General features: G+C 72.3%; 20 protein-coding genes. 11 read left to right on the forward strand and 9 right to left on the reverse strand.

From position 1 onward, the window contains the following. Positions 1 to 4: 4 nt before the first annotated feature. The gene (locus ACGFZQ_RS37625) at positions 5 to 1,498 is read right to left on the reverse strand and encodes an APC family permease (RefSeq protein WP_393844170.1); all 1,494 of its coding nucleotides are present in this window, start codon (positions 1,496 to 1,498) and stop codon (positions 5 to 7) included. Between the two features lie 126 nt (positions 1,499 to 1,624). Between ACGFZQ_RS37625 and ACGFZQ_RS37630 the strand changes: the two genes are divergently transcribed. Continuing rightward, complete coding sequence (locus ACGFZQ_RS37630; RefSeq protein ID WP_393844171.1) at positions 1,625 to 2,350, forward strand: TetR/AcrR family transcriptional regulator; 726 nt, start codon at positions 1,625 to 1,627, stop codon at positions 2,348 to 2,350. Positions 2,351 to 2,432: 82 nt separating this feature from the next. After that, a complete protein-coding gene (locus ACGFZQ_RS37635) occupies positions 2,433 to 2,816 on the forward strand; it encodes a VOC family protein (protein WP_384481481.1) in 384 nt (127 codons plus the stop codon). On the opposite strand, the gene ACGFZQ_RS37640 is transcribed toward ACGFZQ_RS37635, so the two are convergent. After that, positions 2,782 to 3,123: a DUF4235 domain-containing protein gene (locus tag ACGFZQ_RS37640; protein ID WP_393844172.1), complete on the reverse strand. Its 342-nt coding sequence runs from the start codon at positions 3,121 to 3,123 to the stop codon at positions 2,782 to 2,784. The genes ACGFZQ_RS37635 and ACGFZQ_RS37640 overlap by 35 nt on opposite strands. A gap of 16 nt (positions 3,124 to 3,139) precedes the next feature. Then, positions 3,140 to 4,156, reverse strand: coding sequence for a glutathione S-transferase family protein (locus ACGFZQ_RS37645; RefSeq protein ID WP_393844173.1), 1,017 nt, complete (start codon positions 4,154 to 4,156; stop codon positions 3,140 to 3,142). A 180-nt stretch (positions 4,157 to 4,336) separates the two neighbouring features. On the opposite strand from ACGFZQ_RS37645, the gene ACGFZQ_RS37650 reads away from it, so the two are divergent. Then, entirely contained in the window at positions 4,337 to 5,323 is a 987-nt protein-coding gene (locus ACGFZQ_RS37650; protein ID WP_393844258.1) for a cation diffusion facilitator family transporter, read from the forward strand. A 95-nt stretch (positions 5,324 to 5,418) separates the two neighbouring features. Here ACGFZQ_RS37650 and ACGFZQ_RS37655 read toward each other — a convergent pair whose 3' ends face one another. Beyond that, the gene (locus ACGFZQ_RS37655; protein ID WP_351744767.1) at positions 5,419 to 5,868 is read right to left on the reverse strand and encodes a nitroreductase family deazaflavin-dependent oxidoreductase; all 450 of its coding nucleotides are present in this window, start codon (positions 5,866 to 5,868) and stop codon (positions 5,419 to 5,421) included. Between the two features lie 178 nt (positions 5,869 to 6,046). On the opposite strand from ACGFZQ_RS37655, the gene ACGFZQ_RS37660 reads away from it, so the two are divergent. Continuing rightward, positions 6,047 to 6,466 (forward strand): nuclear transport factor 2 family protein, encoded by a 420-nt coding sequence (locus ACGFZQ_RS37660; protein WP_393844174.1) that lies wholly within the window; start codon positions 6,047 to 6,049, stop codon positions 6,464 to 6,466. 15 nt (positions 6,467 to 6,481) lie between these two features. Here the strand turns inward: ACGFZQ_RS37660 and ACGFZQ_RS37665 are convergent, their stop codons facing one another. Further along, positions 6,482 to 7,114 carry a LysE family transporter gene (locus ACGFZQ_RS37665; protein WP_382532710.1) on the reverse strand — a complete coding sequence of 211 codons (633 nt, stop codon included), beginning with the start codon at positions 7,112 to 7,114 and terminating at the stop codon, positions 6,482 to 6,484. 293 nt (positions 7,115 to 7,407) lie between these two features. Here ACGFZQ_RS37665 and ACGFZQ_RS37670 point away from each other — a divergent pair, with 293 nt between their 5' ends. After that, positions 7,408 to 8,649, forward strand: coding sequence for a cytochrome P450 (locus ACGFZQ_RS37670; protein ID WP_393844175.1), 1,242 nt, complete (start codon positions 7,408 to 7,410; stop codon positions 8,647 to 8,649). 12 nt (positions 8,650 to 8,661) lie between these two features. Further along, the gene (locus ACGFZQ_RS37675; protein WP_351744775.1) at positions 8,662 to 8,862 is read left to right on the forward strand and encodes a ferredoxin; all 201 of its coding nucleotides are present in this window, start codon (positions 8,662 to 8,664) and stop codon (positions 8,860 to 8,862) included. A 126-nt stretch (positions 8,863 to 8,988) separates the two neighbouring features. Here ACGFZQ_RS37675 and ACGFZQ_RS37680 read toward each other — a convergent pair whose 3' ends face one another. Beyond that, positions 8,989 to 9,540, reverse strand: coding sequence for a TetR/AcrR family transcriptional regulator (locus tag ACGFZQ_RS37680; protein WP_393844176.1), 552 nt, complete (start codon positions 9,538 to 9,540; stop codon positions 8,989 to 8,991). A gap of 94 nt (positions 9,541 to 9,634) precedes the next feature. Between ACGFZQ_RS37680 and ACGFZQ_RS37685 the strand changes: the two genes are divergently transcribed. From ACGFZQ_RS37685 to ACGFZQ_RS37695, 3 genes are all read left to right on the forward strand, one after another. Further along, a complete protein-coding gene (locus ACGFZQ_RS37685; RefSeq protein WP_393844177.1) occupies positions 9,635 to 10,093 on the forward strand; it encodes a DUF1348 family protein in 459 nt (152 codons plus the stop codon). Between the two features lie 20 nt (positions 10,094 to 10,113). Further along, positions 10,114 to 10,647 carry a flavoprotein gene (locus ACGFZQ_RS37690; protein ID WP_351744782.1) on the forward strand — a complete coding sequence of 178 codons (534 nt, stop codon included), beginning with the start codon at positions 10,114 to 10,116 and terminating at the stop codon, positions 10,645 to 10,647. Positions 10,648 to 10,741: 94 nt separating this feature from the next. After that, positions 10,742 to 11,710 carry an aldo/keto reductase gene (locus ACGFZQ_RS37695; protein ID WP_393844178.1) on the forward strand — a complete coding sequence of 323 codons (969 nt, stop codon included), beginning with the start codon at positions 10,742 to 10,744 and terminating at the stop codon, positions 11,708 to 11,710. Between the two features lie 59 nt (positions 11,711 to 11,769). On the opposite strand, the gene ACGFZQ_RS37700 is transcribed toward ACGFZQ_RS37695, so the two are convergent. Beyond that, positions 11,770 to 12,552: a phytanoyl-CoA dioxygenase family protein gene (locus tag ACGFZQ_RS37700; protein ID WP_393844179.1), complete on the reverse strand. Its 783-nt coding sequence runs from the start codon at positions 12,550 to 12,552 to the stop codon at positions 11,770 to 11,772. Between the two features lie 69 nt (positions 12,553 to 12,621). On the opposite strand from ACGFZQ_RS37700, the gene ACGFZQ_RS37705 reads away from it, so the two are divergent. Continuing rightward, the gene (locus ACGFZQ_RS37705; protein WP_393844180.1) at positions 12,622 to 13,518 is read left to right on the forward strand and encodes a helix-turn-helix domain-containing protein; all 897 of its coding nucleotides are present in this window, start codon (positions 12,622 to 12,624) and stop codon (positions 13,516 to 13,518) included. 454 nt (positions 13,519 to 13,972) lie between these two features. Then, complete coding sequence (locus tag ACGFZQ_RS37710; RefSeq protein WP_393844181.1) at positions 13,973 to 15,826, forward strand: RICIN domain-containing protein; 1,854 nt, start codon at positions 13,973 to 13,975, stop codon at positions 15,824 to 15,826. A 12-nt stretch (positions 15,827 to 15,838) separates the two neighbouring features. On the opposite strand, the gene ACGFZQ_RS37715 is transcribed toward ACGFZQ_RS37710, so the two are convergent. Both ACGFZQ_RS37715 and ACGFZQ_RS37720 read right to left on the reverse strand, forming a co-directional pair. Further along, the gene (locus tag ACGFZQ_RS37715) at positions 15,839 to 16,330 is read right to left on the reverse strand and encodes a universal stress protein (RefSeq protein ID WP_393844182.1); all 492 of its coding nucleotides are present in this window, start codon (positions 16,328 to 16,330) and stop codon (positions 15,839 to 15,841) included. Positions 16,331 to 16,346: 16 nt separating this feature from the next. After that, positions 16,347 to 17,606: an arsenic transporter gene (locus ACGFZQ_RS37720; RefSeq protein WP_393844259.1), complete on the reverse strand. Its 1,260-nt coding sequence runs from the start codon at positions 17,604 to 17,606 to the stop codon at positions 16,347 to 16,349. Positions 17,607 to 17,627 lie beyond the last annotated feature (21 nt).

A 17,627-nucleotide genomic window follows, 5' to 3' on the forward strand; every position in this document is an offset into this window, starting at 1 on the left:
TTCCTTAGTTGGGGGTCGTGAGCAGCTGGGGTGCGTCGGCGTCCGTGCCCTCGCCGGTGCGGAAGTACGGCGAGCGGCGCACGTACTTCGCCCATCCGGCCGCGACGAACCCGGACGCGATCATCACCAGCGGGGTGGTCAGCAGGAACCAGCCGTTGTCCGCGCTGACCTCGAAGTGGTCGGCCGAGGTGTAGAAGGACCAGGCGAGGTAGCCGCCCAGCCCCAGCAGCGCGCAGGCGCTCAGCGCCGGGAGCACCACCGCCCGGACGCCCTGCCGCCGGTCCTCGCGCAGCAGCGCCCGGAAACGCACGGCGGCGGCCAGCGCGGTGAGCGCGTAGGACAGGGCGACGACGATGCCGACCGCGTTCACCGTCGCCATGATCATGTCGGCCAGCCTCGGGATCACCAGGGCGAGCGCGGCGACCGCCGTGGCCAGCGCCCCGATCAGCAGCGTCCCGGCCGCCGGAGTGCCGTACCGGGGACTGACCCGGGCCCACACCGGCCCGAGGGTACGGTCCCGGCTCATCGCGAACATGCCCCGCGCCGTCGGGATCACCCCGGCCTGGAGCGAGGCCATCGCCGAGAACATCAGCGCCACCAGGGGCAGCGCGGCCCACGGCTGGGAGGCGAGCCGGTCGCCGAAGAACGCCAGCCCCTCGGCCCCGTGCCCGGCCAGCTCCGGTTCCGACAGCACGCGTTGGAAGGCCACCGAGCCCAGCAGGAACAATCCCAGCATGGTCACCAGCGTGATCAGCCCGGCCCGGGAGGCGTCCCGGGGGTCGCGGACCTCCTCGTTGACACTGAACGCGGCCTCGAAACCCCAGTAGCAGAACACCGAGAGCAGCATGCCCTGCGCGAGCGCCGTCGCCGACGGGATCGCGAACGGGTCGAACCAGCTCAGGCTGAAGGGGTGCGGGCCGGTGACGATGCCGTAGCCGCAGAACCCGAGCAGCACCACGTACTCGAAGACCAGCAACCCGGTCTGGAGCCGGGCGGCGGTACGGATGCCGGTCACCGCGGTGAGGGTGACGGCGACCAGGACGACGATGCCGACGGCCGTGGTCTGCGCCGTCGAACCCGGGTCCAGGGCGAGCCCGCCGACGCGGTGCACCCCGGCCTCGCCCGCCAGTTGCAGCATCGCCGACCCGGTGACCGCCGTGGTGTACGCGAGAAAGGCGACCGTCGCCACGATGTTCACCCAGCCGACCATGAAGCCGAGCCACGGATTGAGCGAACGGCCCACCCAGACGTAGCCGTTGCCCGCGTTCGGCTCCACCCGGTTCAGCCGGGAGTAGGCGCCCGCGATGCCGAGCACCGGCAGGAACGCCAGCAGCATGATGGCCGGCAGATGCAGCCCGACCACCCCGGCCGTCACCCCCAGACCGATGCCGATGCTGGTGGTCGCGGCCGTACTGGACGCGGCGACCGCGACGCCGTCGAGGACGCCGAGGGACCTGCGCAACTCAGGAGGGTCGACTGTGTAGGGCTTGTCGGTCATGGCCAGCACTCCGCTCGCACCTGGGGGCCGGACCTGGTCGGCCCCGGTGACCGCACATGAAACTGCCGGTGGCCTTCACAGGTCAACGGTGTTGTCATAAGGTCCGCCACCAGGAGGGGAGGCCCCATGAGCGAACGAGTCGTCCCGGCCGCCGACCGGCGGCGCAGGCGCCCCACCAAACAGGGCGTGGTCCTCTCCGAGGAGCTGATCGTCGAGACCGCGCTGCGGCTGATCGAGGAGCATGGCGCCGAGGCCCTGTCGGTGCGCCGCCTCGGCCGTGCCCTGGGCGCCGACCCCAGCTCCCTCTACCGCTACTTCCGGCACACCGACGACCTGATGCTGGCCGTCGCCGACGAGCTGATCGGCCGTACCCTGCGGGTCTGGCGGCCCACCGGCGACTGGCGCGCCGACCTGCGCGACCTGGGCCTGCGCATGCACGCCGGCGCCCTCGCCCATCCCCGGGCGGCGGTGCTCAGCGCCCACCGGGTGACCGGGCGGACGTACGAGATCCAGGCCGTCGAGACCATCCTCGGGGTGCTGCGGAGCGCCGGTTTCCCGGATGCGGAGGCGGTCCGCGTCTATCACGCCTTCGTCGACCAGGCCCTCGCCTACAGCGCCCTCGACTCCGCGAACACCGCCCTGCCCAGGCCCGCCCGCGAGGCCGAGGCGGACGTGTGGCATGCGACGTACGCCCGGCTGCCCGCCGCCACCCACCCGAACATCGCGGCCACCGCCCGCCACCTCGTGGCCTCGATGCGGGGCAGCTCCTACCCGGCCGCCCTGGACCTGCTGCTCACGGCGGCCGAGGCCCGGCTCGCGGGGATCCGCGCCGCCGAGGACGTACGACGATGACTCCGACGGGAAGTGTCCGGCGGCCGACTGAATCCGGTGATCGGGGACAGACGCACCGGGAGGACCCCACCGAGGAGGAAGCATGGCACTGGTGACCGCGGCCGTCGTGGTGCTCGACTGCGCCGAGCCCGAGAAACTCGCCTATTTCTACCGGCAGTTGCTGGACGGTGAGCCGGGTGACACGTCCACCGGCCACGTGGAGGTCCGCCGCGCCGACGGCATCCGGATCGCCTTCCGGCGCGACGGCGTCTCGACCCCGGCCAGCTGGCCGCGCCCCGAGAACTCCCTCCAGTCCCATCTCGTCTTCCTCGTCGACGACATGGACGAGGCGGAGCGCCGGGTGGTCGGCCTCGGCGGACTGCCCACCGAGACCCGGGACCCGACCGGGCCGTACGAGGAGCGCGGCTACTCCGACCCGGCCGGACACCCCTTCACGCTGCGTCCGGCCCTGCCGGCGGCGGGCTGACCCGGTCCCGGCCGCCCTTGCGGGTCGTCGGCCATGCCCCGGTGGAGCGCTCTATGGCGGTGGCGCCGGTGCGGTCCACGGCACTGCGCACCACCGCGAAGACGGCGCCCTGGAGGGCCGCGGCCAGCAGCACCTCGCCCCAGCCGCGGTCCCGGTCCAGGGCGTCCGGCGCGTCCTCCTCGCCGCGCAGCGCCATCCAGGTCCGGCGGAAGGCCAGTGCGCCCAGCGCCCCGCCGGCCCAGCTCAGCAGAAAGCCGAGCGGCGCGTAGACGAGAGGGAGCTTCTGTTTCTTCCTGCGCTTGGCCATGCGTGCCTCCGCGTTGTCAGGGTCGCCCCGCGACCGCGACCTTCTCGGCCGCCGGCACCGGGCCGGGCGGTGTCCCGTCCCCGAAGGGCCGGCCGCCCAGCTGCTCCCGGTGATGGGGCGTCAGCCACCCGGCGAGATCCGGGCCGAGGGGAACGATACGGGTGGGGTTGATGCCGGTGTGCACCTGGTAGTAGTGCCGCTTGATGTGGTCGAAGTCGACGGTGTCACCGAATCCCGGCGTCTGGTAGAGGTCCCTGACGTACGCCCACAGCACGGGGTTCTCCGTGACCTTCCAGCGGTTGCACTTGAAGTGGCCGTGGTAGACGGCGTCGAACCGTACCAGCGTGGTGAACAGCCGGATGTCGGCCTCCGTGATCGTGTCCCCGACCAGATAGCGCTGCCCGGCCAGCCGCTCGGCGAGCAGGCCGAGCCGCCGGAACACCGCCGCGCACGCCTCCTCGTACACCGTCTGCTCGTGCGCGAACCCGGCCCGGTAGACACCGTTGTTGACGTCCTCGTAGACCTCGGCCATCACCGTGTCGATCTCGTCCCGGTGCTCGGCCGGGTACAGGTCCGGCGCCCCGTCCCGGTGCAGTGCCGTCCACTCGGTGGCCAGGTCCAGGGTCAGCTGCTGGTAGTCGTTGGTGACCAGCCGCCCGCTCGGTACGTCCACGATCGCGGGCACGCTCACCCCGCCCGGGTAGCCGGTCTCCCGGCGGTCGTAGGCCTCGCTGAGAAACCGGATACCGAGCACCGGGTCACGGTCGTCGGGGTCGAGGGTGAAGCGCCAGCTGCGGTCGTCCTGGATGGGGTCGGTGACGGCCAGCGACAGGGCGTCCTCCAGGCCGAGCAGCCGCCGTGACACCAGTGCCCGGCTCGCCCACGGGCAGGCACGGCTGGCCACCAGACGGTAGCGCCCGGCCCTCACCGGCCAGCCGTCCCGCCCGTCCGCCGTGATCCGGTCCGCGAAGTGACTGGGGGACCGTGCGAACGCCTTGTGCCCGAGCGAGGTGTTGCCGCCGTCACCGCTCATGGTGCCTCCTTGCCGATACGCGCCCGATGGACCGTGTTCCCCGATGCTGCCCGATTCGCTCCTCCCGTACGGTGTGATCAGCCCGTGCCGGGGCAGTCGGCCGTCGTGAGTGGGACTTCGCCGCACGAACAGTCGCAGGAACAGCCGGTGGAACAGCTGCGAGAACAGTCGGAAGGGCAATTGGAAGAGCAGCCGGAAGCACAGCCGGAAGGGCATTCGGAGCGGTCGGACGCCGATCGCAGGACACGGCTGACCGTGTTCGTGGCGCTCGCCGCCAATCTGGTGATCGCCGTGGCCAAGGCCGTCGGCGGTGTCGTCGCCGGCTCGCCCGCACTGCTGTCCGAGGCCGCGCACTCCGTCGCCGACAGCCTCAACGAGGTGTTCCTGCTGGCCGCCCTGCGCCGCAGCCGCCGCCTGCCCGACGAACGGCATCCCTTCGGCTACGGCAAGGAGCGTTTCTTCTGGTCGCTGCTCGCGGCCGTCGGGATCTTCGTCATGGGCGGCTGCTTCTCCGTCTTCCAGGGCGTCGAGGCGCTGCGCAACGGCGCGGACGAGAAGCTCAGCGGCTATGTGGCGGGCCTGATCGTGCTGGGTGTCGCCCTGCTCGCGGAGGGCGCCTCACTGGTCCGGGCGCTGCACCAGGCCCGCCGGGAGGACCGGGGTCTGCGGGATCCGGCGCTGCGTACGGTCGTCGCCGAGGACGGCACTGCGGTGCTCGGGGTACTGCTCGCGATGACCGGCATGGTCCTGCACATGGTCACCGGACAGGTCGCGTGGGAGGCCTCCGCCTCGCTGGCCATCGGCGTCCTGCTGGTGTTCGTGGCCTACCGGCTGGGCGCCGACGCCCGCGCCCAGCTGATCGGGGAGGCCGCGGACCCGGAGCTGAGCCGCACGATCCGGCAACGGCTGGCGGAGGAGCCCGAGATCGACAGCGTGGAAGCGCTGTTCACGATGAAGCTGGGCCTCGACTCGACCCTGGTCGCGGCCCGGGTCGACCTGGCGCCCGGCCTGGACAGCGAAGAGGTCGAGGAGGTCCTGGTGCGCATCAAGCGGTCTTTGGACCGGGAGTTCGGCGAGACCGACCAGATCTTCCTGGACGTGACCGACCGCTCGGCGCGGGAGGCAGCGGAAAGCCCCGCCGCGACGGGGGAACGCGGCGGGGCCTGACATTCGGCTGCCCGGCCGGATGCCGGTTCATGCCTCCGGGAAACAGATTTTTCTAAATTCCGACGTTCCCCGGCCGGAAAGGATTCCCGGAGCCGTCAGTTCCCCTGCTGCGGCTCCAGCACGAACACCGGGATCTCCCGGCTGGTCTTCTTCTGGTAGTCGGCGTACGGCGGATAGGCGGCGACCGCCCGCTCCCACCACTCGGCCTTCTCCGCGCCGGTGATCTCACGGGCGGTCATGTCCTGCTTGACCGACCCGTCCTGGAGCTCGACATGCGGCTGCGACTTGATGTTGAAGTACCAGACCGGGTGCTTGGGCGCGCCACCCTGCGAGGCGACCACCGCGTACTTCCCGTCGTGCTCCACCCGCATCAGCGGCGTCTTGCGGATCTTCCCGCTCTTCACCCCCAGGGTGGTCAGCAGGATGACGGGCATCCCGGTGTCCATCAGGGTGGTGCCCTTCGTCCCGCCGGAGCTCTCGTACAGCTCGACCTGCTCGCGCACCCAGGCTGTCGGGCTGGGCTCGTACTCGCCCTCAAGAGGCATGTGAGGTCCGTCCCCTCATCGCTTCCAAGACTGACGCCACGATTCAACACCGGGAGCGCCCCGGATCATCCACACGACACCGGCCCCTCCTTACCTCACGGGTAATCGCACGTACCGCACGCCGCGGGCACAGTCGTGCACACCCCCCGTCCGGCCGACACCCGAGGCAGGTCAACCCATGTCCCACACCCACGCCGTCGTCGAGGAACTCCTCCGCCGGATCGGCGCCGGCGACCCCGAGCGGATCGCCGAGCTGTACGCCGAGGACGCCGACTGGCGGCTGAACTGGCCGCAGGACGAGCACGACCGCCCGGACACCCCCTGGATCACCCACCGCACCGGCCGCGCCGGAGCCGCCGCGCACTACCGGGACCTCGCCGCGCACCACGTCCCCGAACGCGCGGACAGCCGGATCGAACGGGTGCTGGTCGACGGCGACGACGCGGTGGTGCTCGGCGAGATCCGGGGGAGGGCGAAACCCACGGGACGCTCGTATCACGCCAGGTTCGCCCTGCACCTCACCGTCCGGGACGGTCTGGTCGTACGGCACCACGTCTACGAGGACAGCCTCGCCGTCGCCCGTGCCTTCGCGCCCTGAGCGCGCCCGGGGGCCTCAGCCCGGCGACAGCACCATCCGGGCCGCCAGCCCCAGCATCACGCAGCTCGACAGCAGCGCCGTGACCAGGCGTCCCCGGTGGCCGGTCAGGCCCCGGCCGAGCAGTGCGCCGCCGCCCGCCAGCAGCAGTTGCCAGCTCGCGGAGGCGGCGAAGGCGGCGAGGACGAAGACGCCCTGTTCCAGCGGCCGTACCGGCTCGGCGGAACGCGTGCCGACCACCAGGGCCGCGAAGTAGATCACCGTCGTGGGGTTGAGCAGCGTGATCCCGAGCAGGCCGAGATACGCCCGTCCGGGACCCGGTACCGGCCGCTCGGCCCGGGTCGAAAGACGCCGCTCCCGGTACTGGCGCAGTGCCACCGCCGCTCCGCGTACCGCGAGGGCCACCAGGACCAGGGCCGAGAGCAGGCGCAGCGGCCCGAGTACCGGCACCAGCGCCGTCGCCAGCGCGGCGCCGCCGACCGCGGCGAGCAGAGCGTAGAGGCCGTCGGCGCTCGCGACGCCGAGGGCGGCACAGGCGCCGGTCCGCAGTGACGTGCGTGCCGTGAGGGACACTAGATAGGTGCCGACCGCGCCGACCGGGACGGCGATCCCGTACCCGGCGAGCAGGCCGGCGACGAGCGCGGCCGTCACGGGCGTGCGGGCTCGGGCCTCCAGGGGCGCCTCGGCTGCTGCTGGAGCCGCCCCCGACCGGCGGTCGCGAAGGTCAGCGGCACCACGGCGTCAGGAGTGTTCATGCGCAGATCCTGGGGTCCGCCTCGTCGTCCCGGCAAGCCAATTTCGGCGCGGAATCGTCCCCCGACCGCGTGCGGTTCGGCCAGATCACCCGATTCACCGATCTGGCTGAACTTGCGGTCGTCCCATAGGTGCCCCGGGCATCTAATGAAGATCGGCACGACGTACGACATTCGTCTGCGAGGTCTTCCATGAACGAACTGACGGACCTGACGGAACCCACTACTCCAGTCCACCAGCCCGACCCTGTGGCCTGGCCGCAGGACCGCACGTGCCCCTACCACCCGCCCACCGGCTACGACCCACTGCGTGACGGAGCCCCGCTGTCCCGTGTCACCCTCTACGACGGCCGCACGGCCTGGGCGGTCACCGGCCACGGCACGGCCCGGGCGCTGCTCTCCGACCCCCGGCTCTCCAGCGACCGCCGACGGGACGACTTCCCGATGCCGAACGCCCGGTTCGCGGCGGCCCGGGAGCGCCGCCAGGTCGCCCTGCTGGGCCTCGACGACCCCGAGCACCAGACCCAGCGCCGGATGCTGATCCCGGACTTCACCCTCAAACGGGCGACCGGGATGCGGCCGGCCATCCAGCGGATCGTCGACGAGCTGCTCGACCGGATGATCGCCCAGGGGTCGCCGGCCGACCTGGTGAGCGCCTTCGCCCTGCCCGTGCCGTCCATGGTCATCTGCGACCTGCTCGGCGTGCCGTACGCCGACCACGAGTTCTTCGAGGCGCAGTCCCGGCGGCTGCTGCGCGGTCCGGAGGCCGCCGACTCCCTGGACGCGCGCGACCAGCTGGAGGCCTATCTGGGCGACCTGGCCGACCGCAAGAGCCGGGACGAGGTGCCCGGCGACGGCGTCCTCGACGACCTCGTCCACGAGCGGCTCCGCGAGGGCGACCTGGACCGCGCCGAGGTCGTCGCACTCGCCCTCATCCTGCTGGTCGCCGGGCACGAGACCACCGCCAACATGATCTCGCTCGGCACCTTCACCCTGCTCCAGCAGCCCGAGCGGCTCGCCGAACTGCGCGCCGACCCCGCGCTGGTGCCCGCCGCCGTCGAGGAACTGATGCGGATGCTGTCCATCGCCGACGGGCTGCTGCGCGTCGCCCTGGAGGACATCGAGGTGGCCGGCACCACCATCCGCAAGGGCGACGGCGTGCTCTTCGCGACCTCGGTCATCAACCGCGACGAGTCCGTGTACGACGACCCCGACACCATCGACTGGCACCGCCCGGCCCGCCACCACGTGGCCTTCGGCTTCGGCATCCACCAGTGCCTGGGCCAGAACCTGGCCCGCACCGAGCTGGAGATCGCCCTGCGCACCCTGTGGGAGCGGCTTCCGGACCTGCGGCTGGCCGCGCCGCCGGAGGAGATTCCCTTCAAACCCGGCGACACGATCCAGGGGATGCTGGAACTCCCCGTGACCTGGTAAGAGGCTCCTGCCATGCACATCGAGATCGATACGGACATCTGCATCGGAGCCGGCCAGTGCGCCATGACGGCCCCGAACGTCTTCACCCAGGACGACGACGGCTTCAGCACCCTGCTCCCCGGCAAGGAGGACGGCGGCGGCGACCCGCTGGTCCGGGAGGCGGCCCGGGCCTGCCCGGTGCACGCCATCACCGTCAAGGAACCGACGGGCTAGCGACGGCCGGCGGCGCCCTCGGCACCGCCGGTTCCAGCCCGCGCCCGGGGCACCGCCCCGGGCGGCGGCCGCCGGCTCGTGCGCGCGGGCCCGGGCCGCTCTTCCGGTGCCCGCCGCGGCCTGACCTCAGCGGTCGGGCAGCAGCGCCCGGGCCGCCTCGCGCGCCTCGGCCGCGGGCTCCGTGCTCCCGGTGATGCCCGCGGTCACCATCGCCCCCTCGGCCAGCAGGAACAGCGGCCCGGTGAGCGCGGCGTCCAGCCCGGCGGCCGCCACCAGGCCCGCGAGATAGTCCCGGAAGGCCTGCTTGTGGCCCCGCACCTGGGCCACCACCCGCTCGGAGGTGGCACCCAGCTCGCCGTACGCGTTGATCCACGCGCACCCCCGGAAGTCCTCCTCGGCGGACCATCCCGCCAGCCAGTCGAAGACGGCGAGCAACCGCTCCCGGGGGTCCGGCCGCCGCTCGACATGCTCGGCCAGCCGCTGCCGCCAGCGCACGTCCCGGCGCTCCAGATAGGCCAGCACGAGCTGTTCCTTGGCGGGGAAGAGCTGGTAGAGCCGTTTGAGGGAGACCCCGGAGGCGCCGCGTATGTCGTCCATGCCGACGGACTGCACCCCCCGCCCGTAGAACAGCCGCTCGGCGGCGTCCAGGGCCTGCTCCCGTGCGACAGCGCTGTCCATGACCACTTCCGATGGCTCCTTGACGAGAGAACGTGCGTTCTCCTACGTTAGCAGCGACCCGGAGAACGCGCGTTCTCCGCTTGAGGAGGAGACCATGGCCGACCGTCCGCCCCTGCCGCCCTTCACCCGCGAGACCGCCGCCCAGAAGGTCCAGGCCGCCGAGGACGCCTGGAACACCCGCGACCCGCAGCGCGTGGCGCTCGCCTACTCCGAGGACTCGGTGTGGCGCAACCGCGACACCTTCGTCACCGGCCGCGCCGAGATCGTCGAGTTCCTCACCGCCAAATGGGACCGGGAACTCGACTACGCGCTCCGCAAGGACCTGTGGGCCTTCGACGGCAACCGCATCGCGGTCCGCTTCCAGTACGAGTGCCACGACACGGCCGGCCGGTGGTGGCGGTCGTACGGGAACGAACTCTGGGAGTTCGACGAGCACGGGCTGATGACCCGGCGCGAGGCCGGCATCAACGACGTCCCTATCGAGGAACGCGAACGCCGTCTGCACGGGCCGCGCCCGGAGTCCGAGCGGGGCCTGTCGTTCCCGCTCCGGTAGCACCCGCATAGGGTTCCCGGATGACCGATGCGCCCTCGAAGCCCTTTCTCTACCTCGTCGTCTGCGGGGCCGGCATCGCCGCGGGCGTCGGCAGGCTGATCGGCGCGGCCCAGGAACGCGGCTGGGAGGTCGGGGTCATCGCCACCCCGGTCGCCATGAACGGCTTCTTCGACACCGCCGAGGCCGAGGCACGCACCGGCCGCCCCGTCCGGTCGGCCTGGCGCCGACCCTCCGACCCGCGCCCCTTTCCGGCGCCGGACGCGGTGGTCGTCGCCCCCGCCACCTTCAACACCGTCAACAAATGGGCCGCCGGGCTCGCCGACACCCTCGCCGTCGGCACCCTCTGCGAGGCCCTGGGCCTGGGCGTTCCGATAGCCGTCCTGCCCTGCGTCGCCGACGCGCTGGCAGCCCACCCCGCCTACCGGGAGAGCCTGACCCGGCTGCGCGGGCTGGGCGTCCGCTTCGGCGACCCGCACACCGGCGGAGCCGAAGCGGACGGCCGGCGCCCCGAGTTCGCCTGGGAGCGGGCGCTGGACCTGCTGGAGCAGGGCTGACGCGTCCGATTACCGCCGTCGTCACGCGAGAGCGGACGGCGGGCCGACGTACGCTCGGCTCTGTACGACGTGATCTCGAATGTGGGAGACAACGATGGAGTACGTGAAGCTCGGCCGTACCGGTCTGGACGTGTCCCGGATCTGCCTCGGCTGCATGACCTACGGCCTGCCCGACCGCGGCACCCACGAGTGGACCCTCGACGAGGAGGCGTCCCGCCCGCTGATCCGGCAGGCGCTGGAGGCGGGCATCAACTTCTTCGACACCGCCAACGTCTACTCGGACGGCACCAGCGAGGAGATCGTCGGCAAGGCGCTGCGTGACTTCGCCCAGCGCGACGAGATCGTCCTCGCCACCAAGGTGCACGGCCGGATGCGCCCCGGCCCCAACGGCGGCGGTCTGTCCCGTAAGGCGATCCTCACGGAGATCGACCACAGCCTCAGCCGCCTCGGCACCGACTACGTCGACCTCTACCAGATCCACCGCTTCGACCACGACACGCCGATCGAGGAGACGATGGAGGCGCTGCACGACGTCGTCAAGGCGGGCAAGGCGCGCTACATCGGGGCCAGTTCGATGTACGCCTGGGAGTTCTCCAAGGCCCAGTACACGGCCGAGCGGAACGGCTGGACCAAGTTCGTCTCCATGCAGAACCACTACAATCTCCTCTACCGCGAGGAGGAGCGCGAGATGCTGCCGCTCTGCGCCGACCAGGGCGTGGGCGTACTGCCGTGGAGCCCGCTGGCCCGGGGCCGCCTCACCCGCGACTGGGGCACGGTCACCGAGCGCAGCACCACCGACAACTTCGGCAACCGCCTCTACCAGGACGGCGACCGCGCGATCGTCGAGGCGGTCACCCGCATCGCCGGCGACCGGGGCGTCCCCCGGGCCCAGGTGGCCCTGTCCTGGCTCCTCCGCCAGAACACGGTGACGGCCCCGATCATCGGAGCCTCGAAGCCGAACCACATCGAAGACGCTGTCGCGGCCGTGGAGTTGCAACTCAGCGACAAGGAACTCGAAGAGCTGGAGCAGCCCTACGTTCCCCATTCAATCTCCGGCCACTGAGACGCGCCCCAAAGGGGCGCGGGGAACTGCGCGAGCAACCACATCGCACCCGCCCCGAATCACGACCGCTCAGTCCCGCAAGGACCGCCCCCCTCACTCTCCAGCAAAGGAACCCTGTCCCCACCCATGCTCAACGTCCGGTAGTACCCCCCGATTCGCTCCGCCGACCGCCCGACGTAATGCCCGATGAAGGACCGCCGGAACCGCCCAGCGGAGCGATTCGGTTGTGACCCGTGCACCAGACTCCCGTTGAAGAACAGCACGTCCCCCGGCCCCATATCGACCGGCACCGCCACCAGCCCCTCCGGCGGTGCCACGTACTCCCGCGCGAACGACAGCTCCGCATCGGACTCCTCGGGGCAGAACAGCTCCATCCGATGCGTCCCCGGCACCACCTCGAGGCCGCCGTTCTCCCGGTCGATCTCCTCGCAGGCGACCCACGCGGCGACGCACGTCCCCGGCTCGACCCGCAGATAGAAGTTGTCCTGGTGCAGCGCCTGCCCCCGGGCGCCCGGCGGCTTGAAGTAGAACATGCTCTGCGCGGCCAGCACCTTCTCCCCGAACAGCCCCTCCAGGATCACCCGCAGCCGCGCGTCCAGCAGGAACCGCCGGGCGAGCGCGCTGATCTCGTGCGGCTGCATGACGCGGGGGTACCGGTGCAGCGGATCCGCCGTCGGCCCCGGCTGGAAGTGGCCCGGCACGGGCCGCCCCGCCGCGTGCAACGCCGCGAACTCCGCGCACAAGCGGTCGATCTCGTCGGACCCGAACAACCCTCGTACGACGGTGAACCCGTCCTCCTCGAACTGCCGCACCATGGTGGTGCCGATGCCCGTGACTGTCATACCCGCGCTCCTCGGTCCGGTGCCCTGGGCCTGTCACGCTAGGCCGGCGTGTTCGCGGAGAGGATGCCCATGACCGCTGAGGGATTGCCCGGGACCGCTGTCCCGGCACCACCGCCGGGCATGGTCGTCACCGGTCGCTACGACCAGGGACCCGGCTACCGGATCAACCGCCCCGAGGGGTCGAGCAGTTGGCTGTTCACCTGGACCACGGACGGCCGCGGCCTGCTCCGGCAGGGCACCGCGCAGGCCCTGGCGCGCCCCGGCGAGCTGGTCGTCCTCGCCCCCGGCGTCCCGCACCACTACACGGTGGCGCCCGGTGCGAGCCGCTGGCGCTTCTGGTGGACCCACTGTCAGGCCCGCCCCGGCTGGGCACAGTGGCTGGGCCCGTGCGCCGTGGGCGACGGCGTGTACGCCGTCGGCGCGCCGGACGACACACACGCCCGGATCGAGGCCGCTTTCCACCGTCTGCTGGCCGACTCCCGCTGGACCGGCAACGGCGCGCCGCCCGCGGCCGGGCCCGGCGAAACCCCCGTCGCCGTCGCGTACGGCAGCGCGGCACGCGAACTCGCCCTGTGCGCGCTGGAGGAGGTGGTCCTGCTCGCGACGGCCGGCGCGCACCGGGCGCCGCCCGGTCCGGACGCCCGGGACGGGCGCGTGCGCCGCGCCGAGGAACTGATCGCCGCCGACCCGGGTGCCCCGCACACCGTCGACTCGCTCGCCGCGCGTGTCGCGCTGTCACCGTCCCGGTTCGCCCACCTCTTCACCCGGGGGACCGGCGTGTCTCCGATGCGCGCCTTGCGCGAGGCGCGGCTGCGACACGCCGCCCGGCTGCTGGAGAGCACCGACCTGACCGTCGAGCGGGTCGCCGCCGCGTCCGGATTTCCCAGCCCGTTCCACTTCAACCGGGTTTTCCGTGAAAGATACGGTGTCCCGCCCGGCGCCTACCGTTCCGGTGAGCGTCCGTAATGCCCGCGGTCATTGGTTCGCGGACGCCGTCGGCCGGACGGCTTGCGCAGGTCGGGCCGTGGTTCAATGGTTGCTGCGGATGCCGGGGCGGTCGGCCCCGAATCCTCGCGCCAATTACGATGTCGATACAACGACAAGGCGCGAACGTTCTCATTGACGATTCGTCAAATTAGCGCAAGCTCCGGGCAATGCGGAAAACCCTGGGATCCCTTGTTCTGCCCTGCTGGCCTGTGCAAAAGTGTGCCGTGTCGGCATGCGGACAATTATTTTCACCCCGCATGCGCGAGGCCGCTCCTGTACGCCCCCCACGCTTCAAAAGAGCTGCCGACGGCGGACGTTCGAGCGCCGAACCCCCAACAGGCCCATCCGACCATGGTGTCGGCCGGGTCGCATACCGGTCACATACCCGACGGTATGGACTAAATTCCGCGTTGCGTCTGGAAGGAATGCCGCCGTGAATGACGCAGGCCTGGGGAATTCCCCTACCCCCGCCCGGCCGTTCGACGTCACCGACGAGCAGCTCAGCGCCGAGCTCAAGCAATGGACGGGCGCCGCGCCCGCGCTGCACCCCGTCGGTGAACTCCTCGACCGGCACTGGGAAGCGGCCTTCGCCTACGCCCGACTGTGTACCGACGGGTCCCGCGGCGCGGGAATGCTCACCACCGCCGCATTCACCCGGCTTTTCGGTGAATCCCTCCGCCAGACCGGCCCGACTGCTGCCTGGCGCCCCCAACTCCTTGTCACCGTCCGCCGTATCGCCGCCGAATGGGACAACGACGGCCGCAGCGAACTCCTGCACCCCGACCTGCGCGTCGGCGAGGGGGAGCGGGCCGCCTCCCGGCTGCTCCCGCCCACGAACCGGCGGCTGCTCTCCCGTGCCTTCCAGCGCCTGACCCAGTCCTCGCGAGCCGTGCTGTGGCACACCGAGGTCGAGTCGGAGCCGCTGTCGACACCCGCCGGACTGCTGGGCCTCGACGAGCAGGACACGCGGGTCGAACTGCGCCGGGCCCGCGAGCGGCTGCGCGAGGAGTGCCTCCAGGTGCACCGCGAACTCGCCCACGAGGACGAGTGCCAGCGGTACGTCCGGATGATCGACGTGACCTTCCGGCGCGGCGGCGTCGACATCGACCGGGACCTCCAGCTGCACCTCAACGGCTGCAGCCACTGCCGGTACACCGCCGACCAGCTCCAGCAGTTCAACGGCGGCCGCAGCCTCGGCCTCGCCCTGGCCGAGGCCGTCCTCGGCTGGGGCGCCCACGGCTATCTGGAGTCGCGGGCCGGCCTCACCGGGGAGCCCGCCGAGCAGGCGGCCACGCCGGGCGGCCGCCCCGCGGTCGGCGAGGACTTCGCCCCGCCGGCCGGGCCGGGCAAGGACCTGGTGGTGCACCCCGCCCTCTCCCGCCGCGCCAAGCAGCGGGCCGCCCGCCGGGTGCGCCGCCGCAACCTCGCCGTGGCCGTGGGTACGGTGAGCGGTCTGGTCGTGCTGCCGCTGGTGCTGTGGGCGGTGCTCGGCTCCGGCGACGACGCCGGCTCGACGGCTGCGAGCCGGCCCTCCGCCACGCCCGGCAAGGGCGCCCCCAGCTCGGGCCCGTCCTGGATCGGCACCAGCCAGACCACCCAGGGCACCCTGCGCGGACGCCTGCACAACATCGCCTCCGGCCTGTGCATCGGCGTGGTCGGCAACAAGCCCGCCAAGGGCGCCGAGACCGAGCTCGCCGAGTGCTCCTCGGTCGCCGGCCAGCAGTGGACGTACGAGAACGACGGGCTGCTGCGCAACGGAGCCGACCCCGGCCTGTGCCTCGACTCGCACCTCGGCTACTCCGTCCAGCTCGCCCCGTGCTCGGCCGCCGCCTCCGGCACCGGCGGCCGGAGCATCCGCTACGACTTCACCCTCCAGGGCGCCCTGGTGCCCCGCTGGGACCAGGACCTGGCGCTCGCCCCGGCCGCCACCGACGGCGGCGGCTCCCTGGTGGTCAAGACCCGGGCGAACGTCGCCGCCCAGCGCTGGGTGATGGACACCTCCCAGCCCGACCTGCAGATGCAGATCGTCAACTGGGACGCCGACACCACCCCGACGCCGACCCCCACCCCGTCGGCCACCCCCACACCCAAGGCCGCGAAGACCGCCACGCCGACGCCCACCCCGTCGGCGTCGCGGACGACAGCACAGCCCACGCCGTCGAGCAGCACCCCCGGCTACAACCCGTGCGAGGAGTACCCGGGCTACTGCTACGGCGGCGGCCAGTACGGCGGCGGCTACGGCGGCGGTGGCGGCTACGGTGGCGGTGGCGGTCACCACGGCCACTGAGCCGGTACGGGCTCAGGGGTGGTGCGGCGGCGGGGGCGGCATCGTCGTCAGGTCCGGCGCCCCCTCCGGCCACACCAGCAGCACCGGGCAGGGCGCGTGGTCGACGGCGAACCGCACCGCCTTGCCCAGGCTGTGCGGCCCCAGCCGGGACCGGTCGCCGTCCCGGGCCGCGATCAGCAGACCGGCGCCCTCGGCGACGGCCACCACCTCACGCTCGACGCGCCCGGTCCGCTCCAGCCGGGTGCACGGCCGTCCCAGCCGTGCCTCGGCCGCGTCCAGCAGTTCCGCCGCCGACGTGCCGCCGAGCTCCACCAGCCGCCGCTCCGGGTCCGGTTCCGAACCCGCCCGGCCCAGCAGCCCCGCGAACGCGCCGTGCGCCAGGCCGGCCATCCCCGGCTCGGTCACGTGCAGCAGCACCACCTCGGACGCGTCCCGCGCGTAGTCCCGCGCCGCGTCCACACAGGCGGGCCAGGTCCCCTCGACCAGCCAGACGATCATCCGCATGTCCATGGCCTCCCGCCTAGATCCCGACCACCTGGAGCGCCCCCCACAGTGCCACCACCGCGCCGGCCAGTGCGGTCGGCACGGCGAGCAGCCCCAGCCGGGTGAACTCCCCGAGGTCCACCCCGTGGTCGTGCTGGTGCACGATCCTGCGCCACAGCAGCGTGGCGAGCGAACCGGCGTAGGTGAGGTTCGGGCCGATGTTCACCCCGAGCAGCACCGCCAGCACCGCGCCCGGCCCGGTCCCCGCGGCCAGCGGCAGCAGCACCAGCACCGCCGGCAGGTTGTTGACGACATTGGCCAGTACGGCCGCCAGCGCGGCGATCCCGAGCAGGGCCGGCAACCCCGTCCCGCCCGGCAGGACATGCCCCAGCGCGTCGGACAGCCCGTTGTCGACGACCGCCCGCACCACGATCCCGAGCGCGAGCACGAACGCCAGGAACGCCGGAGCGGCCGCCTTCACGACCGACAGCGCGGTCGCCTGCCGCCGTACCAGCGCCGGCCCGGCGAGCACCAGCGCGCCGGCGAACGCGGCCCACGCGGGGTCGATCCCGAGCGCGGAGGTGACCACGAACCCGGCGAGTGTGCAGGCCACCGTCACCACCGCGAACAGCGGCAGCCGGGGCGGCTCGCCGGTGTCCTTCGCACCCGGGGCCGCCGTGGACAGGTCCCGGGCGAAGAACCGCCGGAACACCAGGTACTCGGCGCCGATCGCCACCAGCCAGGGCAGCACCATCAGCGCCGCGAACCGGGTGAAGCTCAGCCCGCTGGCCGCGAACGCCAGCAGGTTCGTCAGATTCGACACCGGCAGCAGCAGCGAGGCGGTGTTCGACAGATGCGTGCACGCGTAGACGTGCGGCTTGGCCCGCACCCCGGACCGGGCCGCCGTCGCGAACACCACCGGCGTCAGCAGCACCACCGTCGCGTCCAGACTCAGTACGGCGGTGATCACCGAGGCCAGCGCGAACACCGCGGTCAGCAGCCGCACCGGCCGCCCGCCCGCCCAGCGGGCCATCCACGCCCCGCAGGCCTGGAACAGCCCCTCCACATCGCAGAAGTGGGCGAGCACCAGGACGGCGGCGAGGAAACCGACGACGGGCCCGAGCCGTTCGGCCTCCTCCCGGGCGTGCTCCAGCGAGATCGCCCCGGTGGCGATCACCAGCCCCGCCGCCGGCACGGCGAGCACCGCCTCCGGCCAGCCGCGGGGCCGGATCACGGCCCACGCGAGGACGGCGGCGAGCAGCAGGACGGACAGGGTCTCGGCGAGCGGGGTGTTCAGGGCGCGTTCCTCAGCTCAGGG

The sequence above is a fragment of the Streptomyces sp. NPDC048254 genome (assembly GCF_043201895.1).
GTDB lineage: Bacteria > Actinomycetota > Actinomycetes > Streptomycetales > Streptomycetaceae > Streptomyces.